Genomic DNA, 24669 nt, shown 5'->3' with positions numbered 1-24669 from the left:
TCCTTGCAGACAAGGCGTCGATATGAGTTCATCTTAAGCCTTGTCTGCAAGTGGTTAAAAATCAACCTGGCTGCAATAAAAGTTACACAGTGCGGGTGGCAATGGCGGGAGAGGTTGCTGTCGCACGACGGGCTGGCCCCAAAACAGCCAACTGACCAACCAGCCACAGGGTTAACATGCCAACTGGAATCAGCCACCAGTGCAGTTTGGTCAAACCCAAACTCTGCACCAGATAAATATTAAGTCCAACCGTCAGCACTGCACCCAAAATCACGCCAATGGAGCTGATTAAAAAGTTCTCCAGCATAAAATAGCGTAATACCGATGCTTGGCTGGCTCCCAGCGCACGGCGTGTGCCGATTTGTTTGCGGCGGCGATTAACGTTAAAGCTGGCCAGCCCCACTATACCCAGTGCGGTGACTAAGGTTAGGGTGATCATCACTGTGGTGAGGATTTTGATCATGGCCTGATCACGACGATAGGTGCGTTCCCGTGTTTCCTGCATGCTGCGTAATCCCCGCACAACCCGCCCTTTGTTGCTATCGGCCAGCATCTGCTCAACCGCCGGCATCAGCTCATCCAACCTTCCAGGCTCTGTGCGGACAAAATACATGCTTGAACTGAATAGGGTTTGCTCGGGAGATAACATGGCATTTTCCAGCCTTTCCCAGCCCACCCAAGGGGCCTGAAGCTTATCAATAATGCCTTTGATAATGACAGGTTCGTCATCATTGATGTACAAGGTTTTGCCCACGGTATCCTGATAGGATTGTTCGGGAAACAGGTTCTCTGTCAGCGCTCTGGTGATGATGATTTCCGCCGGCCAATCCCGCTGAGAGCGTTCACGCCAGCGTATATCGCTGGGCTGAAACGCTTCACCGGCAATGAGTTCAAGGTCCAGGGTATTTAGTACATGGTCGTCAACCATATAGACGGCAGTTCCAACCCCCTCAAACTCGGCTCCAGGCTGAGTTTGCAGACCCATAGACCAGCCGCCGCCACTAATGGGAATAGCATTAATCTGCATGGCGTCAATCACACCGGGCAGGGCGCGTATTGCATCCAAGTCCGTTTGGATCACCACCTGGTCGTTAAAATCATCGGCAAAGCCGGTACTGGAAAGGTAGAAGCTATTGGCTTCATCAATTCCGCTATCACGCGCCATTTGTTCGGTACGTTCCATCAGAATATGCACGGAATTGACGATAATGCACATGGTTACCGCCACTTGTAGTGCAATAAGTACCGCACCGACTTTATTGCGTGTCATGGCGCGAAAAATGGGGCCAATTTCCCAACTTGAAAAAGGTAACATGATGCTCTCCTTACTGGCTTTTCAATTGGCTGGCCGGTGCAATACTGCAGGCACGCCAGGTCGGATACAGTCCGGCAGCAATGCTGCTTATCAGAGATAGCAGCAAAGCCAGCAGTACCATGTTGATGTCGAGGCTAGTGAGGTTATCGGCAAAGCTGCCATACAAACTGCCGATCCCAAGCAAGCCCAGATAAGCCAAAGCTAATCCGGCAATACCGCCGGTTAAGCCTATACAGGCAGTTTCTACTAAATGTTGATAAAACAGCGCTTGGCGAGATGCCCCTATGGCGCGGCGCAGGCCAATCTCAGCAGATTTGCCACTGAACTTGGCCAGCAACAATCCCACGGTATTGAGCAGGCAGACCACTAGGAACATCAGGCTTAGCCATAGCATGACCCTGGCGTCATCGGTGACCACCTGGCGGTTTTCCATCCATTGCATTACATCGGACAGACGATTATTCAAAGGGCGGGAGAAACGGCCCAAGGCTTTTTGTTCATTGGCATAGTTATTCAAAAATGCCAGATAGGCTTGTTTGTCCTGTTCGTTGGGTAACTCCACCCACATCTGATAGTGGATGCATTCAGAACGGAGAAATCCTGCAAAACTGTCCTCTTCCGGGGTTTTCCAACAGTTAGTATTACCGCCATTGGGTAGTTGCAGCTCTTCTTTGAGCAAAAACGGAATATACAGGTCTTCAGGTTCGTCGAACGCGCCTGTGCCAACATCATAGAACTTGGGGGCTGGGTACCAGCTTTCTAATACACCCACCACGGTGAACTGGCGTCCTGCGAGTCGCAAACTACGACCAACCGAGTTTTCACCACCAAAAATCTTGTCATTGCTTTTACGGCTTAGTACTACCACCTGCTCACGGCCTTTATCGGCACTGGCCTGCCAATGTCCGCCGTACAAGAAGGGCACGTCAAACATGGGGAAAAACTCGTTTGTGGTTAGGCGAATATAAGCGTTAAAGGGCTTGGCATCCTGGCTTGGTGGCTCGACTACTGCGGCCGTGGTGGCCATAATCACTTGGCGCTCGGCTTTTTGTGCGGCGTATAAGTTGTTGGCGTCTGTCCAGGTTAGCTGATCCGGTGGCTCATTGGGTTCTTCAGCCGGATTGTTTGGGTCCCAGCTATCTACCTGCACGTAATAAAGCTGCTCGCTTTTTTGCGGGATAGGGTTCGACGACATCAGATAGTTCACCGTGATAGTGGTCATGCTGGCACCAATGCCCAAAGCAATAGCGGCCACCATAAGCCCACTGAGGATAGGATTTCGGCGAATACTAAGCAGCGCCAGCCGCAGATAATAGTTAAACATGGCAGGCTCCCGATGCGCTGATGCTGGCCACCTGCTCCGGTGTGCTGGCTGTAATGTGCGTGACGTCACTCACTTTGCCGTCCTTAACAAAGATATTGCGCTTGGCTTCCCGTGCCAGGGAAGGGTCGTGGGTTACCATAACAATAGTGGTGCCTTCATCATTGATATCTTTGAGTAGCTGCATCACGCTGTGTGCCATTTTGCTATCAAGGTTTCCAGTGGGCTCATCCGCCAGTAAAAATCTGGGCTCGCCGGCCAGTGCTCGGGCAATGGCAACTCGCTGTTGTTGGCCGCCGGATAGTTGGGCTGGTAGGTGTTTCATTCGGTTCGCCAAGCCCACTAATTCCAGGCAACGCTCAATGCGACGCTTTCGTTCACTGCTGTTAAAGCCCCGATAACGCAGCGGAACATCGACGTTGTCGAACAAGTCCAGGTCAGGGATCAAATTGAAGCTTTGGAAGATAAAGCCAATTTTTTCGTTGCGCAGGCGACTGCGTTGGGTGTCGTTGAGATGACGAACGTTCTGACCATCTAGGTCGTAAACGCCATCATCAAAGCTCTCAAGTAAACCAGCAATGTTTAAAAAGGTGGTTTTTCCCGAGCCGGACGGGCCAGTGACGGTCACAAACTCACCTTCTTTAACGTGCAGATTAAAATCGCTCAGGGCGCGGGTTTCTACCAGATCGGTACGGAATATTTTGGTCACGTTCTGCATGTTCAACATAATAGATTTCCTTTTTTTAATTGTGCGTAGCCAGGCAAATGGCAGTACTAACTAGTTGGTGATTTGGAGCCACTCGGCGCCGTCAAATTGCTCGGTACCTGAAACAATGATGGTGTCGCCCGCTTGCAGGCCTGCCAGAATTTCCACACTGGATAAACTGCGGGCACCGGTTTCTATACGCTGACGTTTGGCCATACCATCGCGCACTACATAGGCAATAGTGCCGTTGCCACTTTCCAAAAACTGGCCGCGCTGGACCATCAGAACATTGGTTTTGTTTTCCATCAGGATCCTGGTGGTCAGACGCTGATTCTGACGCAGCCCTTTAGGGGAGGAGGCGGCAAAACGCACCCGTCCGGTTACTTGATTGTTCTCAATCTCAGGGGAGAGAGTAACCAGGGTGGCGGGGTGCGTTTCGCCATTGAAATTGACTTGAGCATCCATGCCGATAGCGAGATCGTCTGCGTAGCTTTCCGGAATTGAAACTTCCAGTTCAAATTGACTGAGGTCCACCACAGATAAAATGGCCTGGTGGCGGGTCACCTGATTTTTATCCTGTACGGCCAGGTTACCGACAATACCCTTAACCGGTGAGCGCAGGGTCAGTTCATCGACCTTACGTTGCAGGTCGGCGACCAGTAATTGTTGGCGGTTCACTTGCAGTTGCTGCGAGCGAATTTCAAAGGCCAGGCTTTCTTCATCCAGCTTGGCGTCTTGCACAGCATGCTGGTGAACCAGGCGGGCATTCTCCAGTTCGTCCTGGGCTTTTTCAAAGTCAATCTGACTGATAGTCGCACTGGCATAGGCCTTATCTGCGCGGCGCTTTTCCCGCTCAGCGGCAACCAATGAGACATTGGCCATATCAACAGACTTTTGGTTTTCGAGGTGTTGGATTTTGGCCTGTATACGTTTTCTATCCAGTTCCATTTTCTGCTTCTGCAAACTGGACTCTTCCTGCTTGAGTTCGTTGTTTAACTCTGGACTGTCAATGCTTGCCAGTTCCTGGCCTTTTTCCACCTGGGCTCCGGCATCGACACTAAAACTGATGGTGCCCTGGGCGGGGCTATATAAGCGTGGGCTCACGGCAGCCACCACTTGTGCTTGCACTGATAAGTCGCGAACAAAGTCCCCTTGTACAACATCGGCCAAGCGAAGGCGCTGCATGGGAACGGATGCTTGCGCGCTGGACCACTGATTTAAGGTTGGAAAGAGTAGAAGCGTGGCACTGGCGAGTAACAAGCCGGTGATGATAAGGTAAGTTTTCTTTCGGCTGGCTTTGGGTGCCAGCAACACGTCCTGACCGCTGGTATCGGTTATGCTCATGGTATTTCCCCCTGGGTAACTGAACAATCGATGCTTAAGTCGAGGGGCAAGGACAGAAAGTTGGCAGACGGGTTGTAAGAAAATGTGTATTTTCTGTTAAAACCCTTGAGCGCCGGGTCTAAGGTTGGTGGCTTTTATGGGCGGCTTATGCTGTCTCAGCGTAACGTGACTTCGCGGGTACAGGAGGGCGTAAATGATTAGTTTATTTTATACCGGTTGGTTGCTGTTACTGGTGTTGTGGCTATCGATACAGGTTATCAGGTTGCGCCGGTTGCATCAGATTGCCATCGGTGATGGTGGCTACCAGGATCTGCAATTGGCGATACGTGCTCATGCCAATGCCCTGGAGTATCTGCCGTTAGCCTTACTGCTGATATTTATGCTAGAGCAACAGCAACTGAGCCCATGGTTTATTCATGCAATGGGCTTAACGTTGCTGGTGGGGCGCATCGTACATGCAACAGCCATCCCCAGGCGCAATCTCAGGTTACGCGTGATGGGCATGGCCATGACCTTTTTAGTTTTGCTGGCAGGCGCGATACTGGCAATAACCCTGGCACTAAGCCGTTTGTGAGGAATTATGCTGTCTGCTTTAGTCAACAAACTGGCGGAATATCTGCGTTTATTGGCCTTTATGATGGCCGTACTGATTGGGGTGCAGTTACCGGGTTTTATTCAGCAATATGAGAATACTCTGGCGGCTCACCTGGCAGAGGCGCAACGTAACCTTGCGCCTTTTCTTCAGGATGCCAGGTTGCATACCAATGGCGACATTCAGGCGCTGATTCAGCGTTATCAGCAAAACCCGGATATTGCTGTGCGAGATGGGGGCGACAATATTGAACAATTGCGTCAGCGGGTTGATTATCTAGCAAACATGGCTCAGCAGCTACAAGCCAACCCGGTGCAACGAGGCTGGTATGTATTGGCACAACCTGATGGGGAATTGTTTGCTGAGGTACGGGCAGCCTATGATTACAGGGTACCGCTCAATGGTGCTGCCATTATTTGGGGGTTATGCTGCGGTGTGATATTGGCAGCCTTTTTTGATTTAATCATCGGCCTTTTTAGGTGGATAATGCCTGTTAGACGTCAGGCCTGACTATACTCAGACATTAAAACGGCCCAGACGAAGGTTCTGTATGCGAACGCGTTTAGTGGTATCTGGACTTTGCTGGCTGCTGAGTGTTACCGCGCAAGCAGCTTCCGTGATGTTTGTGTCACCCTCGACTCCTGATGATCCTTTTTTCAGCCGGGTTGAGCTGTTTACCCGCCTGGCGGCCCAAAGCCTGGACTTAGACCTGACTGTGGTGTACGGCGATGCTCACCGGATTTACCAGCACGCTGAACTGGAAAAGCGTCTGGCTAATTCGCCGCCTGATTATTTGCTGGTGCAGGTGTATTCCGGATCTGGCAAGTCCTTATTCGACCTGTTAAAGCGTTATCCCAAGGTCAGTGTTATCAGTCTTGAGCATCTTCTGCTCAACCACGAGTCTGAAAATGTTGGCCTGCCGGGCCAACTTTACCCTAACTGGGTAGCAGAAATTGCCTTTGACAATGCCGCTGCCAGTGAATTGCTGGGAGCATACCTACTCAGTGAATGTGAAGCCAATGCATTGGCGGGACGCCCTGGTGTGGTCGGAGTAAACGGGCTGCATGGTCAGGAAGCGTTGCAGCGTCAAACCGGGCTGATTGAAGCGGTTGATCAAAAGGCGCCCTTTTTTGTCCATCAGGTGGTGAATGCAAAGTGGCAGCGGCCATTAGCCTATCAGCAAACAAAGGCTTTGCTGGGGCGATATCCGGATACCAGTGTTATTTGGGCAGCATCTGATTGGATGGCGTTGGGGGTCGCCGAGGCCGTGGAACCTATGACCAAACAAGGCGTGACATTTTGTATTGGTGGCTTTGATTGGCTGCCTGAGACTGTCAATAGCATTCAGTCTGGTCAAATAACGGCCAGCGTCGGTGGTCATTTTATGATTGGTGCCTGGGCAATGGTGATGGTTTATGACCATCTGCATGGCAGCCTGCCCGATTATGTCAAACAAGGTGAGCCACTATTTGACTTACATCTGATGCATAAAGGGAACGTTAATGAACTGGGTCCTTTGCTGGCTCCTAAAGCCTGGCAAGGCGTGGATTTTCGTTCCTACAGCCTGCATCATAATCCCGGCCAGCGAAAGTATCGCTTTGTTGTAAACCAATCTCAAAGTGACTGAAACGATACCTGGTGATCGATGGTTTTGCGCACCTTTTTGCGTTTGAACAACACTAAGCTGCCTCGTTGAGGTAAGAATGAGGCACCCAAATTAATCCCCGCAATATTACCTTTTGCCCAGCTTTTGCGAGCCGGTTCGCCACCTAGAATCACAGCATCTAGCTGGTGATAGTTGCAGCGCTTTTTGTTTGGCACATCAGTCTTTATAAGACAGTCCAGTAGCTGCATCAAACTCGCTGAGGCAAGCCCTTCTTTAGTGAAATCCTGAGGTGGGGATTTACTGATAAGTCCAATGGGAGGGTATTTTCTTTGCTCGATGAGAAAGGCAATGGGCAGAGAGTGGAGCAGGGGAATTGCATCAGTGAGGTCGCGAGCCAGTGTCAGATCCTGATTAAACGCCCACTGGCCACCGGCCATGTACCAATGCAGGTAATGCCCCCGTTTTAAGGCATCCAGCATCATAAGCTCGTGCACCCCTAATACGGTGAAGAACCAGGGTTGTTCCAGCAGCGTGAGTACCTTGGGGCTCTCGGTCCCTGGATCTATCAGGTTTCCAGTACAAAACAGCCGGTCACGGCGGGGGTCGAATTGCGTCTTATGCAGGGCACGTTTCAGCCCCGTATATTGACCGCCAATGTCGCCAACAAAATAGTCTTTTCCTCGCCAATTGGCGTTTAGACAACGTAAGCGCTCAAAACCTGACAGAATGTTGGCCAGTTCCTTTTGGTTCATTGCTGCACCGGCATTATGACTGCCTTTGGGGTGTTTCCCTGAATGATCAGTCAAACTAGCAGCTTCTTACTGCAGATCAATGGGGTCATAAATATTTAATAAACCCGGTGTGGATTGAAATACACCGCCTCAGGCCGCATTGACAAGGCCAGGTAACTTATACAAGGAGAGCCTTTATGCCAGGTGTTCCAATATTGGCGCTGACAAGTGAGCGGCTAGTTTTACGGCCTTTGGTTGCAGGGGATGCAGAGGCGTTATTTAAGATCTTTTCCGATCCTCAGGTTATGACCTATTGGTACACGCCGCCCTGGAAGGACATAAGTGACGCACACCAGTATATTGCTGATACGCAGCAGGCCATGGAGCTGGAAGCGCAGTATGTTTTCGCTATTGTTGATAAAAACACTGACGCGTTGATGGGAAAGTGCATGTTGTGGCATATACAACCCGACTCGCGGCGGGCCGAGATTGGTTTTGGTTTAGGAGTGGAATTCTGGGGTAAAGGCTATATTCAGGAAGCTGGCCGACTGCTACTAGATTTTGCGTTTTCGCAGTTGAATTTGAACCGCCTAGAGGCGGAGATCGACCCAGAGAATCTGGGATCGGCCAAGGCCCTGCAAAGACTGGGTTTTCAACAAGAAGGTTACCTACCTCAGCGCTGGATAGTCGATGGGCATATGTCTGATTCTGCACTCTATGGTTTGCTTCGTCAGGATTTCGCGCTGTAGTCTGAATAGCGGCGTGAGTTGTGGCCTGTTGATAGCACAAACTTTGCCCTCATTGGGTTTTAACTTGGCTATTCAAACCCTATATATACAGTTATAGCTTGATAGCGGAGCGCACAATGCCACAGACCAAACCGGCCAGCCTCGGGCGGGCTATGCTCATAGCCTGCTTGTCACTGTGCTTTCTGTGGTGGGTAAAACTGGCCGAGACTTTCTTTGCTTTGGATCTGTCAGCACTGGCATTGGTTCCTGGCAGTGTGGCAGGGTTGGTGGGAATTATTACCGCCCCCTTGTTGCATGGCTCTTACTCACATCTGTTTAGTAACAGTCTGCCTGTATTGGTGCTAGGGACCTTACTACTCTATGGCTATCCGCGCTCCTGGAAGCCAGCCTTGCTACTTATTTGGCTGCTTTCCGGAATGGGTGTCTGGTGTTTCGCCAGACAGGCGCCCCATGTCGGGGTGAGCGGTGTAGTTCACGGTATGTTTTTCTACCTGCTGGTCGCCAGCATCATCCGGCGCGATAAGCTTTCGGTAGCGCTAATGATGGTAGGTTTTTTCCTGTACGGTGGAATGGTGATGAGTATTTTTCCCACCGAGCCACAAATATCCTTTGAATATCACTTTTTCGGCGCTGTTGCCGGCACCCTGGCGTCGGTGTTGTTTCAACGCCGGGATCCAAAGCCGGTGGAGGAGCCGGTCGTTATGGTGGAAGATGAGGAGCCGGATCCACTTATTGGTGATCAGTGGCAGCAACTGCCTGATGACGCTGAACGAGACTGGTCTTCTCAGCGTCGTGATCATTAGCCAATGTGTTTTCACCTGTAGAGCAAGCGCGAAGGTGAGTTTTACAGCCTTTTATCTATGGCCTTATCCTGCTTATAAGCATGTGCTGAAGACAAACAACGGTTAATAAATGCCAATCTATCAGGTACTTGCTTCTATTATACGAATAGTCTGGCTACAATGGGGCACGTATCGCTGCAACCGGCACCTGAATGAATGACTAAAGGAGCTTCGCGCTTATTCTGTTTACTGGGCTGTATATCGCTTGCCTGGGGAGGTACCGTGCATGCGGCATCGACGGCCGAGGGGCTGGTTCGTTCTCTACAAGCGGATAATTATGAGTGCCCAACAGATGAACAAGCCGCACAGATAGAACAACATCTGCTGGGCAATAATCTGCCACGCTCCAAGGTATTCTATCTGCAGGTGCGTAAGGCGCAGTTTCTGGCCTGTGGCGGTAAGTTGGAAGAGGCCGGCGAGTTACTTGCACAGATGCTGAATGATTCTCCGCCGTCGGATGATTCAGAGAACCTGGCCTACGCATTGTATTTGGCTGGTATTGTCACCAGCAGTAGTGATGCCCAACAGCGGTGTGACTATTACCGCGCCGCCGAGCAAGAGGCCTTACGCGTTGACTCTCAGTCTATTTTATTGGGCGCGCAATTAGAGTTGACCTCCACCTGCGATATTGACGAACAGCACATTGATAAAAGTCTGGCTAAATTGTATGCCTTGCTGGAGCGCTATTCGACCGCTGAAGACCAGGCGGTGAGGTCGGATATTTTCAATAATATCGGTAACTTGTATGCACTGATTGGTCAGCATGAACTGGCTGGTGACCAGTACATGAAGTCGTATCAAATGTCTCAGGGTGCTTATCAGGGAGAAACCCTGCTAATGCCGCTTTTTAATGCCATTAACGCTTATCTTCATGGCGGTCGGGTTGAACAGGCCCATCAGGCCCTCGCTGAGTTGATTAAACAAAATAGTCAGGTGAATACCGCACTGAGCAATGCCTGGGTGCAGCAGGCACAGGCCGGTTATGCGCTCTATCAAGGGGATCAGCAACTGCTAAAAGACAGCCTGGCAAGATGGGCTGTGTTTTTGCCTGATTTGTCCCATCCGGATATGGATACCATTTATCGCAGAATGCAGGCAGAAGCCTGTCTGGTGGATTTAGATCTGCGTTGTTTGCGTGATTATATTGCCTTGGAAATGCCACAACGACCCTATCAGCAGTCGGAAGATCTGGCGTATTTGCGTTTGTTGGTTAATGGTTATCATGCATTGGGGCAGTCTGATGCCGCCTATGCGGTATTTAAACGCTATGATCGCGTCAGTCGGCGCTTGTTTGAAATCCAGCAATCGTCCTCGAAGATACTGGGGGTTGCGCAGATGTTGTCCGACATAGTGGCCTTGGAGTCCAGTCTAGAGCAGGTCAAAAAACAAGAAGCTGTCGCGACCATGCGTTTGGTGGCGGCCTTGTCGGTGATGGCTGCCCTGATGGGACTGCTGGCCTGGTTGTATTACCGCCGTCGTCGTGCAGAGCGGCAACGGGACCAACATACCGGACTGTTAACGGGCAGTGCCGCAATGGACAAACTAAAAAGCTTTAGTCGGCCGTCGGTGCTGAGGGTGCATGCCCTTAGCTTAATTGAATTAGACGGCCTCGATGGCATCAACCTGACCTGTGGCCATGGTAGTGTGGAGAAGGTACTCAAACAGGTGGCCGACATATTACGCCAGGCCTGTCGGGTAGGGGATGTGCTAGGACGTATGGGCAGCCAGGAATTTTTAGTTTGCCTGAACGATATAGATGAGATTCGTGCCAAGGCGCATATCGAGAGCCTGATTTTAAGCCTGACCCAGACCGCGTTTGAAACGGTATCAGGGCAAACCGTGAATTTACAGGTACGCTATTCATTAATGATTCTGGATGAAGCCGCCGATGATGTCGGCGCGCTTTATCAGGGGCTTGTTTTGGCCATGGCGCAGGAAAAGCGTATGCAAGGTGTTCAGCAGCCTGTCCTGACTTAATATTCTGTTAAGGGAAATGTTTTAGAGTCGCAGCAAGCTGAGTAAAACCAGGGTAATTGCGATGAACAACTGGGTAAGAGGACTGATGCTTTGCCTGGCCTGCCAATTGGCGGCTACGGTTCAGGCGCAACAGGTAGCGACGCCATTGCTGACACAATTAGCCGCTTCAATGGACGAGGTGGATGATGCAAACGTGCTGAGGACGTTAGCCCGTTTGCAACAGGAAGCCGAGAAATACACCCACCAATGTGCGCAGTGTGCTATCAATTGGCTGGTTTTAGGACGTATTAACCACGAACTGGCCCGCCAATCAGGCGGGCTGGCACAGCTTAGAGCGGCCCGTGCCGCCCGGGATGCGCTGACCCGAGCCGCCCATTTGGATGTGTATGTGGCCGACGGAGAAGCGCTGGCAGAGTTGGCGCTGTTATATCTTGAGACCCCGCCCTGGCCGTTGTCTTTTGGTGATAGGCGTAAGGCTAAACAGCTTATACAGGAAGCCTTGGTGGTGGGCCCTGAACATGTCGCCAATCACTTGGCTGCGGCACGCTACTATGTAGACAGTGGGCAAACCGAAACGGCCAGGCAACATCTGCTGATTGCCGTTAATAGCGCCCCAGATAACGAAGACCCCTTGTATTTCTTGAATTTACGTCAGGCCTCTACCATGCTGGCAAGAATCAATAGCAAACTGTTGGACCGATGAGACTTTTACTGATCGAAGATGATATGCAGCTGGCTGCCGGCTTGGTTCACGCTCTGCGTAGTGAGGGCTTTGCCGTTGACCATCTTAGCAGCGGCCGGCAGGGATTAGCGGCCTTGCAAGCCAAGCAGGCGGATATGGCCATTTTGGATTTAGGTTTACCTGACTTAGATGGCATTGAAATATTAAAACAAGCCAGACAGCAGCGTTTGGGGACGCCTATTTTGGTACTGACCGCCAGAGACAGTACCGCGGATAAGATAAAAGGGCTGGATTTAGGGGCCGATGATTATTTGGCCAAGCCCTTCGATGTTCCCGAGTTGCTGGCTCGTATACGGGTTATTGCCCGGCGTTTGGGCACCTCTGATGACAACTGTATCAACATTGGCAATGTGACTTTGGATACCTTGGCACACAAAGTGCTGGTGGCGCAGCAACCGCTGGCCTTATCCCGGCGCGAATATATGTTAGCTAAGGCATTGATTGAAAATGCCGGCCGCATTCAGTCCCGTGAACAGCTTGAGAGCCGCCTGTATGAATGGGGCGAAGAAGTGGCCAGTAATGCTGTCGAAGTGCATATACATCATTTGCGGAAAAAATTACCTGTTGGCTTTATTCAAACCATTCGGGGCGTGGGCTACACAATAAACAAATGACCTCCATCCGTCGTTATCTGGTACTTATACTGCTCTCGGTGATCACCCTGGTGCTCTTTTTTGCGGCCATAAAAGGCTATCGGGGCAGTATGGCGCGCGCCACCAGTTTGTTTGACAGTCAGTTGGTCGCGATGGCCGACACGCTGGAAACCATGCAGTTAACCATTCAGCTTGGGCGACTGAGCAAAGAGTCCGAGATGATTTTGCAGATCTGGCAGAATGATGAATTACTGCTGCATTCTTTTAACAGCCCAGAAGCCCCCATTACCCGCTTTGAACTGGGATTTCGGGATGAAAACTTCTCCGGCCAGCGCTGGCGAACGCTGGCGCGTTACTATCCAGACTCACAGCATTGGCTGATGCTGGCGCAGCCTCTCAGTCATCGCTACGAATTGGCAGATGAATTGGTGTTGGCCGCGGTTCAGCCTTTGGTCTTCAGCCTGCCGTTGTTGGCGTTACTGATTTCACTTGCTGTGAAGCAGGGCTTAAGACCCTTAGTGGGCTTATCTGATGCGTTAAAGCAAAAGAAACCGGATGATCTGAGTCCCGTGGCACTAAGCCAGCCACCCATTGAACTTCAGCCAGTGTTGAAAACCATTAATGGCTTGCTGGTTCGTCTTGATGCTGCTTTTGCCCGGGAGCGGCGCTTTGCTTCCGATGCAGCGCATGAGCTTCGCACGCCCCTGAGTGTTCTGAAAATCAATTGCCATAATTTGGCTCAGGAGCTGGGAACTGAGTCTGCCAATATGACATTGCTGCGGGATGGCGTAGAGAGAATGGGGCATGTGGTCGATCAGATTTTGCTGCTTAACCGCACTAATCCGGAACATTTTAGTGTGAAGTGGGTTGAGGTTGATTTGTATCGTCTATGCCAGACCTGCATTGCCAATTTGTATCCGCAGCTACAGGCCAAGCAACAGCAGATTGGCCTGTCTGGTACTGCGACTTCCATGCTAGGTGATGCGTTTTCATTGAATGTGCTCGTGCAGAATCTGGTTTCTAACGCCAGTAAATACAGCCCGGTCGGCAGTCAGATAGAGGTGAATATCGATAAAGGTCCAGAAGGCGTTTTGCTAGTGGTCGAGGATTCTGGTCCAGGCTTGGCTGAGTCGGAGTACGAGCGAGTGTTTGAACGTTTCTATCGGGTCGGGGGCGACCGTCACCAATCGGGCAGCATTGGATGTGGCTTGGGGCTGGCTATCGTCAAGCATATTGTGGAGTTGTACGGCGCCCATATCCGTTTACTGCGCTCAGCGCAGCTGGGCGGACTGCGTGTTGAGGTGCAGTTTACCGCAACGGGAGGGCAACATGGCTAAGGGGCGCCTTACCATTGGTATGTTGCTAGTGCTTGGCTTGCCCTGCCAGGCAGAGGTAGACGAGTTTGAACTGGTGCTCAAGGAGCATCTGTTTTATCCGGCCAGATTAGAAGTGCCGGCAGGGCGCAAAGTGAAGCTGGTGATCCATAACCAGGATGACACCCCAGAAGAATTCGACAGTTTTGATCTCAACCGTGAAAAAGTGATTTTCCCCAAGCGCAAAGCCACGGTGTACATCGGACCGCTTAAACCCGGCGTGTATGACTTTTTTGGTGAGTTTAATCCCAATACTGCCCGCGGTCAGGTGGTTGCCGTTAAGCAGGAGATCAGTGATGCTAATTAACTCGGTGATCCTGTTTTTGCGCGATGCACTGCCTGTATTTGTGCTGGTGAGCATGTTGTTGGCTGTGGCTAATCACTCACAGCGACAGATTAACTGGTTGGGATGGGCGTTGGCACTGGGGCTTTTGGGCAGCCTGGCGTTGACCCATGCGGTAGACAATCTCAGCGAACTGCTTGAAGGTGCCGGGGTTGAGGTGTTTATTTTCAGTTGCCAGGTGGCCATGTTTGCGCTGCTGTTGGTGAATCTGCATTGCCAGTTCAGTTTACGGCCACAGGGATGGCGTTGGTCGGCGATTGCCATGGTGTCACTGGTTCTGGCTATGGATGGCGCCAACTTTCTGGTGTACTTCTTTAGTTATTGGACCCATGAGCAAACACCATTGGCGCTGATTATGGGCACCATACTCGGCGGAGCGGTGTGTATGAGTGTGGCCGTACTGCTGCATATTCTGTGTCGTCAGTGGCTGGCTGCAGGGTATAAATTACCTGGCGCCTTACTGATGCTGATGTGGGGCGCCGGGCAGTTGAGCTATGCCTTGAATTTGCTGACCCAGGTAGATTTGCTGCCGCCTATGACGCCCATCTGGGATACCAGTCAGTGGATTGCGGATAATTCGGAACTGGGGCATTTGCTGAATTCCCTGATGGGGTATGAGGCAGCACCGGGTTTATGGCAACTATGTGTTTATTTGTTAGCCGTTGTACTGCCTTTTAGCTGGCTTTACCGACGCGTTCACCCGTCCCGCTCGCCTATGGCTGCAAAGGGGGAAGTATGAAAAATCAATTATTGGCAACGGCCTTATTGCTGACGTGTTGCCTGGCACAAGCCGATGGTTACGTGGTGGACAAGGTCTATCACCCCAATGTGCTACCCGATGAGCAGCGACTGGAATGGCGTTTTATGTCGCGTCAGAACGATGATCGCAATGTCCTGGCACAGCGTATCGGCTATGGTCACTCATTATCCGAGTACGTCACCTTAGAGGCGTACATTGTCGGAGAGCGCGACAGCGATGATAATTTTGGCTTGCAAGCCTATGAGCTTGAGAGTCGCTGGATGCTGACCGATCAGGGCCGATACTGGGCTGACTGGGGGCTGGTGTTTGAGTTGGAAAAACAGCACAAGCAGGATGCCTGGGAGGCCACCTCAGGTTTGGTGATGGAAAAAGAATTTGGCCGCAACAGCCTGACCTTAAACTGGTTTTTGGTGTATGAATGGGGTAAGGCATTACATGATGAATTTGAAACCGAATTCCGCATGCAGTACCGATTTCGTTGGAAACCACAAGTTCAGCCGTCAATTGAAGTTTTTATGGGCGAGGACTTTGTTGGCATTGGTCCGGCCCTGATGGGCGTGCAACGTTTTGACGGACAACGCCAGTTGAAATGGGAACTAGGCTTTATTTCCGAAGTCAGCGGTATCGGCAAAGATCATACGCTAAGATTTGTACTGGAGTATGAATTCTAACCAGACAGGGAGTGTGTTATGCGTATAGGGGACTTGCCACTACGTACTGTCATTCGTTACGTAAAAACCACTGATACGCTGGAAACTGCCCGCCAGCAAATGCTTAAGACCAATGTCAGCAGCCTGCTTGTGGTAGACAGCCAGGCTGCACCAAAAGCCATACTGACCAGCAGAGATATGCTGAAGGTGAGTAGCACAGAGCATGTTCCTATTGCCAGTCTGGCCAGTCGGCCATTATTGACCCTTTCCGAGGATGCCGATATGCGACAGGCCTGCAGCCTGATGCTTGAGCATGGATGTCATCATGTCGTGGTCGTGCGCAATGAGGATGTGGTGGGTGTATTATCCAGCCTGGATATTGTGGCTTATTATCTTAGTTTGTAGTGGGGAGAAATACAAACCGGCTGCAAGCTTACAGCCGGCTTGTTGTGTATTACTTCTTGCCGGGTAGCATGCGCAGCAGGGTATTATCTTTTTTGCCATAGTGGTGCCACAACGCCACTAAAGCATGCAGACCAATCAGAAAATAGCCTGCCTGGCCTATGGTTTCATGCCATTCTTTGATCATGCCGGCCAGATCCCCATTCTCTGCCACCAGCGGTGGCAGCGTCAGGCCGAAAAAGGGTACTGGCTTGCCAGCAGCACTTAAGATCAGCCAGCCGGCCAGGGGAAGTCCGAGCATCAGCAAATAGAGTAAACCGTGCATGGCCGCGGCAAGCTTTCTCTGCAGTGCCGAGGGGGCTGGTTCAATGGCGGGGGCGCGGGTTGTCAGGCGAAAATAAATGCGAATCAGCACCAGCGTACCGACCAGTAACCCCAGCATAAAGTGCCACTGTTTCAGCGCTTCTCTGGGGTCGCTGCCTTTAGGATAGATTTCTCTTAACTCAATACAAGCGTATACGGCCACAATCAGTAATAACATCAGCCAATGCATGGCGATACTGATAGGGTGATAGGTGCTACGGGACATCAGAGTATTCCTTATTTATTGTGGGGGTACTTTATTATTGTTCGGCTTTTTCGGGTACCAAGTCAATGGCAGCGTTAACCTGCTTTGGTAATTGAATATAGTGGTCGACCTTATGGGGGACTTGACGATATTCCTGCCACCACTGAGGAACCTCATAATACCGATATATGCGCCAGGCCAGGGTACAAATTATCATCCAGGCGAGCAGCATTGAGGCCAGGGTATGGCTAAGAAAATGATCGCCAATAGCCATTTTATATCCTCCCATCAGCCAGCCAAGAGACAGGCTGCCGATTAACGCCATTTGTCGTGCTCTGGCCGTGGGCATCAGAAATATCAGGGATAACAGGGCAAAGCCGCCGCTGGCATGACCGGCGGGAAAACACTTCTGAATACTGGCGGGAGATTGACCTGGTGGATAAGAGGCAAAGAGTGCAGCATGCTCGACCTTGCCGCCATACTGGAGCAGATTAACCGGGCAAGCCATATTGGTGTTCGCTTTTAACAGACTGACGGCGGCCGGTACCAATACCATTGAGGACATGACAATCAGTAAGCCCGCCCTGAAGGGTTTTAGTCTGGTGCTAAAACGGCTTATTATCAGCGTAGTCAGCAGTACTAAAAACAGCACAACCAGAGCGGCTTTTATACCGTCGTAGAAAAACAACCTGGCCCAGGGCTCCTGTTTATCCCAAAGCCATTGCTGTGTGTTGGCGTTGTAAAAAGTGTCTTGTACCAGCAAATCCAATGGGGTGAGGCTAAAGACCATCAATAGCACGGCTAATAACGTACCTGTTATGACTATATGGCGTAAAAACAACTTATTCATCCCGGTATACAAAGTAGGGGACACAAGGCGTGTCACCAGCAATTCGGCTGTCGATTTCAAAGGACTGCAGCAGACTGCAACTAAAATCATCATGGCTGTAGGCTTGATGGGTCAGGCCGCGAGACGGCTCCAGCAGGATATCGGAGCTCTCGCCCACCCAAACTAAGAAGGGCACATGGGTTTGCGCTTTGGGGGCCAGAAAATAGGGCATACCGTGCAGGTAAAGGCCGTTTTCTCCTAAGGATTCACCATGGTCGCTCATATACAACATGGCGGTTTCAAACTTTGGCGTGTTACGTTTTAAAAGCTCAATCACTTCATTCAGAAAGTAATCTGTGTAGAGAATGCTGTTGTCGTAGGCGTTAACAACTTCCTGCGTGGAGCATTCAGACAGCTCTTTGCTTTTACAGGCCGGGGTAAAGCGCTCAAATTCATCTGGATAGCGTTTGTAATAGGCCGGGCCGTGGCTGCCCATCTGGTGCAGCACAATTAAAATATCCCCTTGTTGCTGGTCGATGTATTGCTGCAGCCCCGCCAACATGCCCACATCCCGACACTCAGTGTCGTCACACACCGGATTGACCTTTGGGGAGTGATAATCCTCATAGGGCAGGCGGGTGGCGACCCCTTTCGAGTCTGAATTATTATCCCGCCATAGCACGTTAACCTTAGCTTTGTGCAATACATCCAACACATTCTCTGTGTATTTGGCACTGTCTAAATCAAAAGACTCGCGGTCACTGAATGAAAACATACAAGGTACAGAAACTGCGGTAGACGTGCCGCATGAGCTCACATTGGCGTAACTGAGCAGGTTGGCCTGTTTGGACAATAGCGGATTAGTTTGCCGCTTGTAGCCATTTAAGGCGAAATGATCGGCGCGCGCCGTCTCACCTACCACCAGTATCATTAATTCAGAATGGCCGGTAGGTTTAGGGTTTACCGTTTCGCCTGTGAGCTGCACCAACTCATTGGGATGTGGATTGCGTAGTTGACGGGCCGCAAGATCGATGGCCGAGTAGATGGGGTAGATGGGAATGGCGTTATAACGAACGGTTTTATGTTCGCGAAAGAAGCTGGCATATTGATCGGTAAAGGGCAGCATGCTGAGCAGGGTCAGAATAAAGGCTGTGGACAGCGTTATGGCTGAGGTTTTCAGGCCCGGGCGTTTTAATCCGTCCTTACATTGCCATAGCAGCAAGCTGGGAAGCACCGCCAGCAGTAAAATTCGCCATGCTAAGCCGGCATTCATCAGCTCGCCTGCTTCACCCAGATTGGTTTGCAACACATTGGTCAGCATGACCCGGTCAAATACCGTACCCAGTTCGTCGTTGAAATAGCCGGTGATGGCGGCAATAAGCAAGATTATCGGATACAACCAGCGTGGTGTTAGTAAGAGGCTGAATAGCTGTACCGTCAATAGCAATAGCAAGCCAAGTAGTAAGGTGACAGAGAGAACAAAACCTTGGTGTTGCGCAATCGGGTAGAGACGGGTTAACTGGCCGAAAAAGCTGATATTGGCGGTCAGTAACAAAAATACCACCAGCAGTAGCTGGCTCTGCCAGGGCGTAAGGCGAGTAAAAGCTAACATGTGGAATCCTTATGTCCAGTAGTCGTATAGCGCTAAACCCCATACCAAAGAAACAATCAGCATACTGAGTAGCACTGCAGCAGAGCCAAGATCTTTAGCCAGACCGGAAAGGCTATGAAACTCTGGGCCAATGCGGTCAACAACGGCCTCAATGGCGGTATTAAGGATTTCAACCAGGGGCAGTAGCAGCAGGCTGATAATCATCACCAGTCGCACTGACAGTGACATATCCAACAAAAAAGGTACTGGCAGCAGTACTATCAGCAACAATATCTCCTGACGAAAGGCCGCTTCGTGCTTACATAACCAACAAAAGGCTCGACAGGAGTTAAAGCCCGCTTTTATAAGCCGGGTTATGCCCTGGGCTTTTACCAGATGCGGTGGTTTGTCCGCATCAATAGCGTTCTGGGGGCCGTCCATTTGCTTAGAATGCATGCTTTACCTCTACGCGAAATTCCAGGCCGCTTACATCTTCCTGGTCTGAAAAGGGGTGAACGAGATCGATATGAATAACCTGGCGGTCGCTGGAATGAGTGGAATACAGCCTGGCTCCTATACCGGCACTTTGCAGCAATCCGGTGTCTTCATTGGGGCGAGGGCTGTCACCAAAACTTTTACCTGCGTCGTAAAATACCGCACCCCCCAGTTCAAACAGCTTGAATAAATTGATTCTGGGGTAGTAACGAAGTTCGGTGCTAACCAGTAAGGTCTGCTCACCATATTGGTATTGCAGTGGATAACCGCGCAGGCCGGTATCACCCCCGAGATTGACTGGGTTATCCAGGGTAGGGTTGTCGGAGAACTGCCAGGTAGCGCTGGCATACCAGGCAAAACGCTGGTTGAGACGATGGATAAGCTCGCCGCCCAAGCGACCTGTCATGGAACTGTGGTCTTGTGCGCCGCCGGCAAATCCGCCAGCTTGTAACCGGGCAAGCAACAAAGTGTCGGCGTTCCAGGCTAGCCCTTTACTGGCGGACAGGTTCCACAGCCAGGCGCCTTGTTGTGGCCCGGATGCCAGGTTATGGCCAAGATTGGCTTGCAAATGCCAGCCCAGATTAATGTCTTCTTTTTCTTCTATCAGGTGCAGGTTGCGTATGGTGACAAAGTCGTCTTCCAGCCATTCCATGCCAACCCAGGGATAGTTGAAGATACGGTCGGTAGGCAGATAGTCCGATTGAGGCTCGCTGAATCTATGTTCATCTTTGGTCCAGCCGGTCATTACACGTAAGTGATGGTCATCCCAATTGCCCACTTTCCAGCCCAGATTCAGGGTTTGGTAATCGATTTGATGTCGGAACAGCAGTTCGTCCTGGCTGTTGTGGAACAGGGTATCGACGCGATCTTCTGTGTTAAAACCGACACTGCCACCAAAATCACTGTCAACGCTGACCAAAGGCTTGTCCAAAAAGACGCTACGCTGATAGCCATCTGGGCTGTCAATCAAGCGTATTCTGGCACTGCTGTTGTGGCCCATAAATAACGGGAACTCGGTATCCAGCTTATAGCCTGTACGCTGTGGATCGGAGAAATAGGCAAGTTCAGCGTCTACACCTAGGCCCAGCAGATTGCGGTCTTTTAAGCCCACCTCAAAATGGTTTTTACCGCCTTTTCGGCCAAAGTCCATTATGGGCATCAACGACCAGGTATCCCAGGTGTCGATTTGGATACGGGGCGCTGTGTGGTGATCGTCCTTAACCAACTGAACCTTTGCATCGCGCAAATAATTTCGGCTACGTAAGTGTCGTTCCACTTCGTACAACTTTTGTGGGTCTGCTTCGCAGGGTGACAAAAATGCCAGCTCATTTTCCAAGGTGGCTTTTTGGGTATCAACGTGCAGGGTGTTGGCTAGCTTGTGAAGCCAGGTGGTATCAGGTTCACTTTCATCAAAAATAGTATGAATATTCAGTTCAATATCGGCGGGTTGCTCGCATGCCATGATGGGAACTGCCCCAAATAGGCAGGTTAAACCAAGAGGCAACGCCTTGTAATAAGACAATCTTGGGGGCATGGCATTTCCTTGAAAGAATACTGCTAACCCTTAGCCTATTCCCTGAGTCTTAAGAAAGTCTGAAGACGCAAAGATTTTTTCTATCCACATTCAGCTTAGTTAAAAAAATCCTTTTTACACAAGGGATTGCACAGGTTTCAGACTGAAAGTGTGGCGCCGATAAAGGTATGCCATTGCGGTATATTGATAAGATTGGGATGCGTAAAAGCTGGCTGCCAAACTAAGGTTTGGCAGCATAAAACACAGGGGAAACGGGAGCTTCTATGGGGCAGTCCGTTATCCTGGCTGAGCTATCCAGTAACAGCCAGTCTTCGCGGTGGGCAAAACCAAGGTCGATGGCCTTATCCAAGTTAAGACATTTAAATCCACTTTGGCGGGCAACCAACACTTTGCCTTGTGGATGCTCAGTCAACCACTGCCAGGCGGCCTGTTCTTGTTGGGGTATTGGCGTGTGGTAGCCAAAATGACCGAGGGGGTAAGGAGAAAAAAGCAAGAACTGTTCTTTTAACCCAATCATCACCAAAGGGAGAGGGTTGGGCTCATGAAGCGCGAGCTTAGCTAACACCTGTTTTGGGGTTTTGACCGGACCTAACAAGTTATAGCCCCAGGTGCTATAAATCAGCCAGAAGGGCAGAATAAATACCAGCCAGCTCTTTCCTTGTTGACGTACACATATAGCGCTTAAAAGCCCAATGGTACCCAGACTTAGCAACAACCACCAAGGGTTTATAGGGTAGTCATCCACTAAGCGCTCAACCTTTTCCATACCTGCCAGGCCAGCCACGGCCAATACCAATAGCAGTGTACCCAGCAGCGCGACAGTAAGGTTAATGAGACGAGGTGGCCAGCGGTGCTGCAAAACGTGCTGTAGAAACGGGGCGCTAACAAGGGCCAGCATGGGCAACGCGGGCAAAATATAAACGCCGCGTTTACCCGGACTCAGGCTGAAAAACAGCAACACCAGCAATACCCAGGTAACAGGCAGAATAATACGTCTGTCACCGGCTTTAATGGCCCGCCACCAATTGGGTATCAACCAGGGCAGCAGCAGGCTGAGGGGCAGCCAGAAGAGTGGGATCACCGAAGTCAGGTAATACCAGAAAGGCTTAATATGATGCCAGGAGTCGGCGTAACGCTTGGCGGTTTGCTTGAGAAGGATATTGTCCCGGTACATTTCAAAGGCTGCATCCTGGCTATGGGCCACCAGTAGCAGCATAGGCACAAACCACAGGGCGATAACCGCCAGCATGGCCAACGGGCCCGCCCACCAACGAAGGCCACCGGTGATTTCATTAGGCTGAGGTTGGATGCGGCGCACCAGAAAAAAAGGCAGCAACATTAGCAAGGGTAGAAAGCCCACGCCCTTGGTGATAACACCCAGCCCCATAGCGGCAAAGCCCAGGTAATACCAAAACCAGCCGTCCCGGCACAGCAGATGGCGCAATAAACCGTAACAGCCTAAGGTGATCCAGGCGCAGACCATGGCATCGATCTGCGCCGTTTTGGCTTGCAGGGTGAATTGAAAGCTCACCAGCAGCAGGGTCGCGGCGATGATACCGCTTTGTTGGTTCCACAGGCGCTTGCCCAGGTCATATACCAGATAGAGCGTCAGCAACCCGCATAGTGCAGAGGGCAGCAAGAAGGCCACTTTTATGCTGCCAAGCAGCCAGTAAAAAAATGCGATGCTCCACATAAAGACCGGTGGCTTATCCGGGTAGAGTTCACCGCCGCGCATGGGGAAAAACCATTGACCGGATTCCACCATCTCAACCGCTACCTGGGCAAAGCGGGGTTCGTCGGCGGGCCAGGGATCCCGCAGGCCTACACCGCTGAAAATCATCACTATGGCCAGCATGGCCAAGGCCACGCTGGCCTGTTTAGCATTAACACTAAACATGGGCTGGGGCGTCCTGGCGCAGATGCGATTCAGTGTGCAAGCGGCTACGGCGATACAGCCAGATCCCAATAGCGCTGGAAATAATCAGTAGCGCCGCGCCAAGCAGGATTTGTAAATGTGCATTGAACTTTAATCCTGCGCCGGATAAAGCAAACACTAGCATCTGGGGTAAGTAACCAATGAATGAGCCGCACAGAAAGGCAACCACAGGCAGTCGAATAAGCCCCGCCAGCAGATTCACCGCCAGATTATTCCCCACAGGGAAGAGGCGCACGGCGATGGTGGCCTGAAAGGTATTCTGAGACAGAAAATGACGCAGTCGTTGCCCCGTTAAGCGCTGTTTAAGTGTCGCTAACTGATTGCCAAGCAAGCGGACAGTCAGCAAGGTCAGGCTGGCACCTAAGGTGACGGCTAGGGTAGATAGCAGTAAACCGCTTAATACCCCAAAGTAATAGCCACCGATAAAGGCGGGGATTTGCCTGGGTAGCCCGATGGCACTGAGCACTGCAAATAAGCCCACAAATATTGCACTGTCATATAACACATTGCCGGTCAGATACTGACCAAAGCGTTCTGGTTGCCAATCGGCCAGCCACTGGGTTTTACCCACAAACCAGCCTATGATCAGCAGAGCGGTAAGCCAGGTGAGGGCAGGTAATACGCTGCGTGCAAAGGATTTAGGCGCCGGTTTGGTCATGGCGATACTCCGTGCACTGTGCGTTCATTCGGTTACGTCGCTGTAACCACATCACGCCAAATATATCCACCAGCCCCACCCAGGCACGATTCAGCATGCCGTACTTGGATACTCCCGTCATTCTGGCTCTGTGGTTTACTTCGGAGATTTTGACTTCTCCGCCGCTACGCTGAACCAGCGCCGGTAAAAAGCGATGCATATGGTCAAAATAGGGCAGTTTAAGAAAGGTATGGCGGGGAAACAGTTTTAGTCCACAGCCGGTATCCGGGGTGTTGTCGCCTAAAAGCGCGGCGCGGATTTTATTGGCAATGCGACTTTGAAACAGCTTCCAGCGACTGTCGTGACGGTTTTTTCGATAACCGGCAATCAGAAAGTCTTGCTTATCATGATAGGCTTTGGCCAGTTCGAGCATGGCGGGAATGTCGGCCGGGTCGTTCTGTCCGTCACCGTCTAGTGTAGCAATAAGTCTGCCTCTGGCGTTACTCACGCCCAAATGTACGGCGGTACTTTGCCCACAGCTTTGAGGATTTCTGAGAATACGCAGGGGAACTGTGCCGGCTTGTTGCAGGCGATCCAAAATGGCCAAAGACTGGTCATGACTGCCATCATCCACGTAGACGATTTCATAAGAAATCAGTCCATGCAGACTCTGTTGAATTTCGCTGATAAGGGGGTGGATATTGTCTTGCTCGTCTTTTATCGGGACAACGACGGATAACTCGGGCATAGGTGTTTGCTTCAATGCGCTACTTATGGCGTCAGCATATGGTGCATTGCTTAAGGTTTTCTTAAGACTGGCTTGCACTGGCTCAGAAGTTGTATTTGCATATGGCTCCCCTGGGTGTGACAGCTCCTGACTCAATGCTGCTCTTATTTGTTAATAAAATGTAGAAGCAACCTTTTGATTTTGCGTAAATTTCATAACAAAAAAATAAAACGCTCTATGCCGGTGCAAATGGGCATACTTTCGGTCTGAATTAGGCTACACTGCGCCGCATTTTTGACCGCTGTG

At 50.9% G+C, this 24669-nt stretch carries 26 protein-coding genes; 13 read left to right on the top strand and 13 right to left on the bottom strand.

The window, feature by feature from the left end:
• Positions 1 to 82: 82 nt before the first annotated feature.
• The 4 genes from IEX02_RS11325 to IEX02_RS11310 are packed head-to-tail and all read right to left on the bottom strand — an operon-like array spanning position 83 to position 4686.
• On the bottom strand, positions 83 to 1315 hold the full coding sequence (locus IEX02_RS11325) for an ABC transporter permease (protein ID WP_188694889.1): 1233 nt from the start codon (positions 1313 to 1315) through the stop codon (positions 83 to 85).
• Positions 1316 to 1325: 10 nt separating this feature from the next.
• Positions 1326 to 2639 (bottom strand): ABC transporter permease, encoded by a 1314-nt coding sequence (locus tag IEX02_RS11320; protein WP_188694886.1) that lies wholly within the window; start codon positions 2637 to 2639, stop codon positions 1326 to 1328.
• The gene (locus tag IEX02_RS11315; protein ID WP_188694883.1) at positions 2632 to 3363 is read right to left on the bottom strand and encodes an ABC transporter ATP-binding protein; all 732 of its coding nucleotides are present in this window, start codon (positions 3361 to 3363) and stop codon (positions 2632 to 2634) included. Before IEX02_RS11315 ends, IEX02_RS11320 begins: the two co-directional genes overlap by 8 nt.
• Positions 3364 to 3414: 51 nt before the next feature.
• Positions 3415 to 4686: an efflux RND transporter periplasmic adaptor subunit gene (locus tag IEX02_RS11310; RefSeq protein ID WP_188694880.1), complete on the bottom strand. Its 1272-nt coding sequence runs from the start codon at positions 4684 to 4686 to the stop codon at positions 3415 to 3417.
• A gap of 193 nt (positions 4687 to 4879) precedes the next feature.
• Here IEX02_RS11310 and IEX02_RS11305 point away from each other — a divergent pair, with 193 nt between their 5' ends.
• Genes IEX02_RS11305 through IEX02_RS11295 form a run of 3 tightly spaced genes read left to right on the top strand, consistent with a single transcriptional unit; the run spans position 4880 to position 6905 of the window.
• Positions 4880 to 5260 carry an MAPEG family protein gene (locus IEX02_RS11305; RefSeq protein ID WP_188694877.1) on the top strand — a complete coding sequence of 127 codons (381 nt, stop codon included), beginning with the start codon at positions 4880 to 4882 and terminating at the stop codon, positions 5258 to 5260.
• 6 nt (positions 5261 to 5266) lie between these two features.
• A complete protein-coding gene (locus tag IEX02_RS11300) occupies positions 5267 to 5788 on the top strand; it encodes a DUF2937 family protein (protein WP_188694874.1) in 522 nt (173 codons plus the stop codon).
• A gap of 40 nt (positions 5789 to 5828) precedes the next feature.
• Positions 5829 to 6905: an ABC transporter substrate-binding protein gene (locus IEX02_RS11295; RefSeq protein ID WP_188694871.1), complete on the top strand. Its 1077-nt coding sequence runs from the start codon at positions 5829 to 5831 to the stop codon at positions 6903 to 6905.
• On the opposite strand, the gene IEX02_RS11290 is transcribed toward IEX02_RS11295, so the two are convergent.
• A complete protein-coding gene (locus IEX02_RS11290; protein WP_188694866.1) occupies positions 6893 to 7690 on the bottom strand; it encodes a metallophosphoesterase in 798 nt (265 codons plus the stop codon). The two genes, IEX02_RS11295 and IEX02_RS11290, sit on opposite strands and share 13 nt — an antisense overlap.
• A gap of 122 nt (positions 7691 to 7812) precedes the next feature.
• On the opposite strand from IEX02_RS11290, the gene IEX02_RS11285 reads away from it, so the two are divergent.
• The 10 genes from IEX02_RS11285 to IEX02_RS11240 all read left to right on the top strand — a co-directional run bounded on the left by IEX02_RS11285 (position 7813) and on the right by IEX02_RS11240 (position 16049).
• Positions 7813 to 8364, top strand: a complete 552-nt coding sequence (locus tag IEX02_RS11285; protein ID WP_188694864.1) for a GNAT family N-acetyltransferase — start codon at positions 7813 to 7815, stop codon at positions 8362 to 8364.
• A gap of 116 nt (positions 8365 to 8480) precedes the next feature.
• The gene (locus IEX02_RS11280; protein ID WP_188694861.1) at positions 8481 to 9167 is read left to right on the top strand and encodes a rhomboid family intramembrane serine protease; all 687 of its coding nucleotides are present in this window, start codon (positions 8481 to 8483) and stop codon (positions 9165 to 9167) included.
• 261 nt (positions 9168 to 9428) lie between these two features.
• Positions 9429 to 11183, top strand: a complete 1755-nt coding sequence (locus tag IEX02_RS11275) for a GGDEF domain-containing protein (RefSeq protein WP_188694856.1) — start codon at positions 9429 to 9431, stop codon at positions 11181 to 11183.
• A 61-nt stretch (positions 11184 to 11244) separates the two neighbouring features.
• Positions 11245 to 11886 (top strand): tetratricopeptide repeat protein, encoded by a 642-nt coding sequence (locus IEX02_RS11270; protein WP_188694853.1) that lies wholly within the window; start codon positions 11245 to 11247, stop codon positions 11884 to 11886.
• Positions 11883 to 12539, top strand: a complete 657-nt coding sequence (locus IEX02_RS11265) for a response regulator (RefSeq protein ID WP_188694850.1) — start codon at positions 11883 to 11885, stop codon at positions 12537 to 12539. Before IEX02_RS11270 ends, IEX02_RS11265 begins: the two co-directional genes overlap by 4 nt.
• Positions 12536 to 13855: a sensor histidine kinase gene (locus IEX02_RS11260; RefSeq protein ID WP_188694847.1), complete on the top strand. Its 1320-nt coding sequence runs from the start codon at positions 12536 to 12538 to the stop codon at positions 13853 to 13855. Before IEX02_RS11265 ends, IEX02_RS11260 begins: the two co-directional genes overlap by 4 nt.
• Positions 13848 to 14198 (top strand): cupredoxin domain-containing protein, encoded by a 351-nt coding sequence (locus IEX02_RS11255; RefSeq protein WP_188694844.1) that lies wholly within the window; start codon positions 13848 to 13850, stop codon positions 14196 to 14198. Before IEX02_RS11260 ends, IEX02_RS11255 begins: the two co-directional genes overlap by 8 nt.
• A complete protein-coding gene (locus tag IEX02_RS11250; RefSeq protein ID WP_188694840.1) occupies positions 14188 to 14973 on the top strand; it encodes a hypothetical protein in 786 nt (261 codons plus the stop codon). The genes IEX02_RS11255 and IEX02_RS11250 overlap by 11 nt, the downstream gene beginning before the upstream one ends.
• Positions 14970 to 15665 carry a hypothetical protein gene (locus IEX02_RS11245; protein WP_188694838.1) on the top strand — a complete coding sequence of 232 codons (696 nt, stop codon included), beginning with the start codon at positions 14970 to 14972 and terminating at the stop codon, positions 15663 to 15665. Before IEX02_RS11250 ends, IEX02_RS11245 begins: the two co-directional genes overlap by 4 nt.
• An 18-nt stretch (positions 15666 to 15683) precedes the next feature.
• Entirely contained in the window at positions 15684 to 16049 is a 366-nt protein-coding gene (locus IEX02_RS11240; protein ID WP_188694835.1) for a CBS domain-containing protein, read from the top strand.
• 49 nt (positions 16050 to 16098) lie between these two features.
• Here IEX02_RS11240 and IEX02_RS11235 read toward each other — a convergent pair whose 3' ends face one another.
• The 8 genes from IEX02_RS11235 to IEX02_RS11200 form a co-directional block, all read right to left on the bottom strand.
• Positions 16099 to 16635: a cytochrome b gene (locus IEX02_RS11235; RefSeq protein ID WP_188694833.1), complete on the bottom strand. Its 537-nt coding sequence runs from the start codon at positions 16633 to 16635 to the stop codon at positions 16099 to 16101.
• A 34-nt stretch (positions 16636 to 16669) separates the two neighbouring features.
• Positions 16670 to 17464, bottom strand: a complete 795-nt coding sequence (locus tag IEX02_RS11230) for a phosphatase PAP2 family protein (protein WP_188694829.1) — start codon at positions 17462 to 17464, stop codon at positions 16670 to 16672.
• Positions 17457 to 19055 (bottom strand): phosphoethanolamine transferase, encoded by a 1599-nt coding sequence (locus tag IEX02_RS11225; protein WP_188694826.1) that lies wholly within the window; start codon positions 19053 to 19055, stop codon positions 17457 to 17459. The genes IEX02_RS11230 and IEX02_RS11225 overlap by 8 nt, the downstream gene beginning before the upstream one ends.
• Before the next feature lie 9 nt (positions 19056 to 19064).
• Complete coding sequence (locus IEX02_RS11220; RefSeq protein WP_229702195.1) at positions 19065 to 19490, bottom strand: diacylglycerol kinase; 426 nt, start codon at positions 19488 to 19490, stop codon at positions 19065 to 19067.
• Positions 19480 to 21063 carry a ShlB/FhaC/HecB family hemolysin secretion/activation protein gene (locus tag IEX02_RS11215; RefSeq protein ID WP_188694823.1) on the bottom strand — a complete coding sequence of 528 codons (1584 nt, stop codon included), beginning with the start codon at positions 21061 to 21063 and terminating at the stop codon, positions 19480 to 19482. The genes IEX02_RS11220 and IEX02_RS11215 overlap by 11 nt, the downstream gene beginning before the upstream one ends.
• Positions 21064 to 21283: 220 nt before the next feature.
• Positions 21284 to 22960, bottom strand: a complete 1677-nt coding sequence (locus tag IEX02_RS11210) for an ArnT family glycosyltransferase (RefSeq protein ID WP_188694820.1) — start codon at positions 22958 to 22960, stop codon at positions 21284 to 21286.
• Entirely contained in the window at positions 22953 to 23657 is a 705-nt protein-coding gene (locus tag IEX02_RS11205; protein WP_188694817.1) for a TVP38/TMEM64 family protein, read from the bottom strand. Before IEX02_RS11205 ends, IEX02_RS11210 begins: the two co-directional genes overlap by 8 nt.
• Positions 23638 to 24384, bottom strand: a complete 747-nt coding sequence (locus IEX02_RS11200; protein WP_188694814.1) for a glycosyltransferase family 2 protein — start codon at positions 24382 to 24384, stop codon at positions 23638 to 23640. Before IEX02_RS11200 ends, IEX02_RS11205 begins: the two co-directional genes overlap by 20 nt.
• Positions 24385 to 24669 lie beyond the last annotated feature (285 nt).

The organism is Bowmanella pacifica (assembly GCF_014645355.1).
GTDB classification, from domain to species: Bacteria; Pseudomonadota; Gammaproteobacteria; order Enterobacterales; family Alteromonadaceae; genus Bowmanella; species Bowmanella pacifica.
The sequence above is the reverse complement of the archived record's forward strand: the minus strand, read 5'-3'. Positions and strand labels throughout refer to the sequence as shown.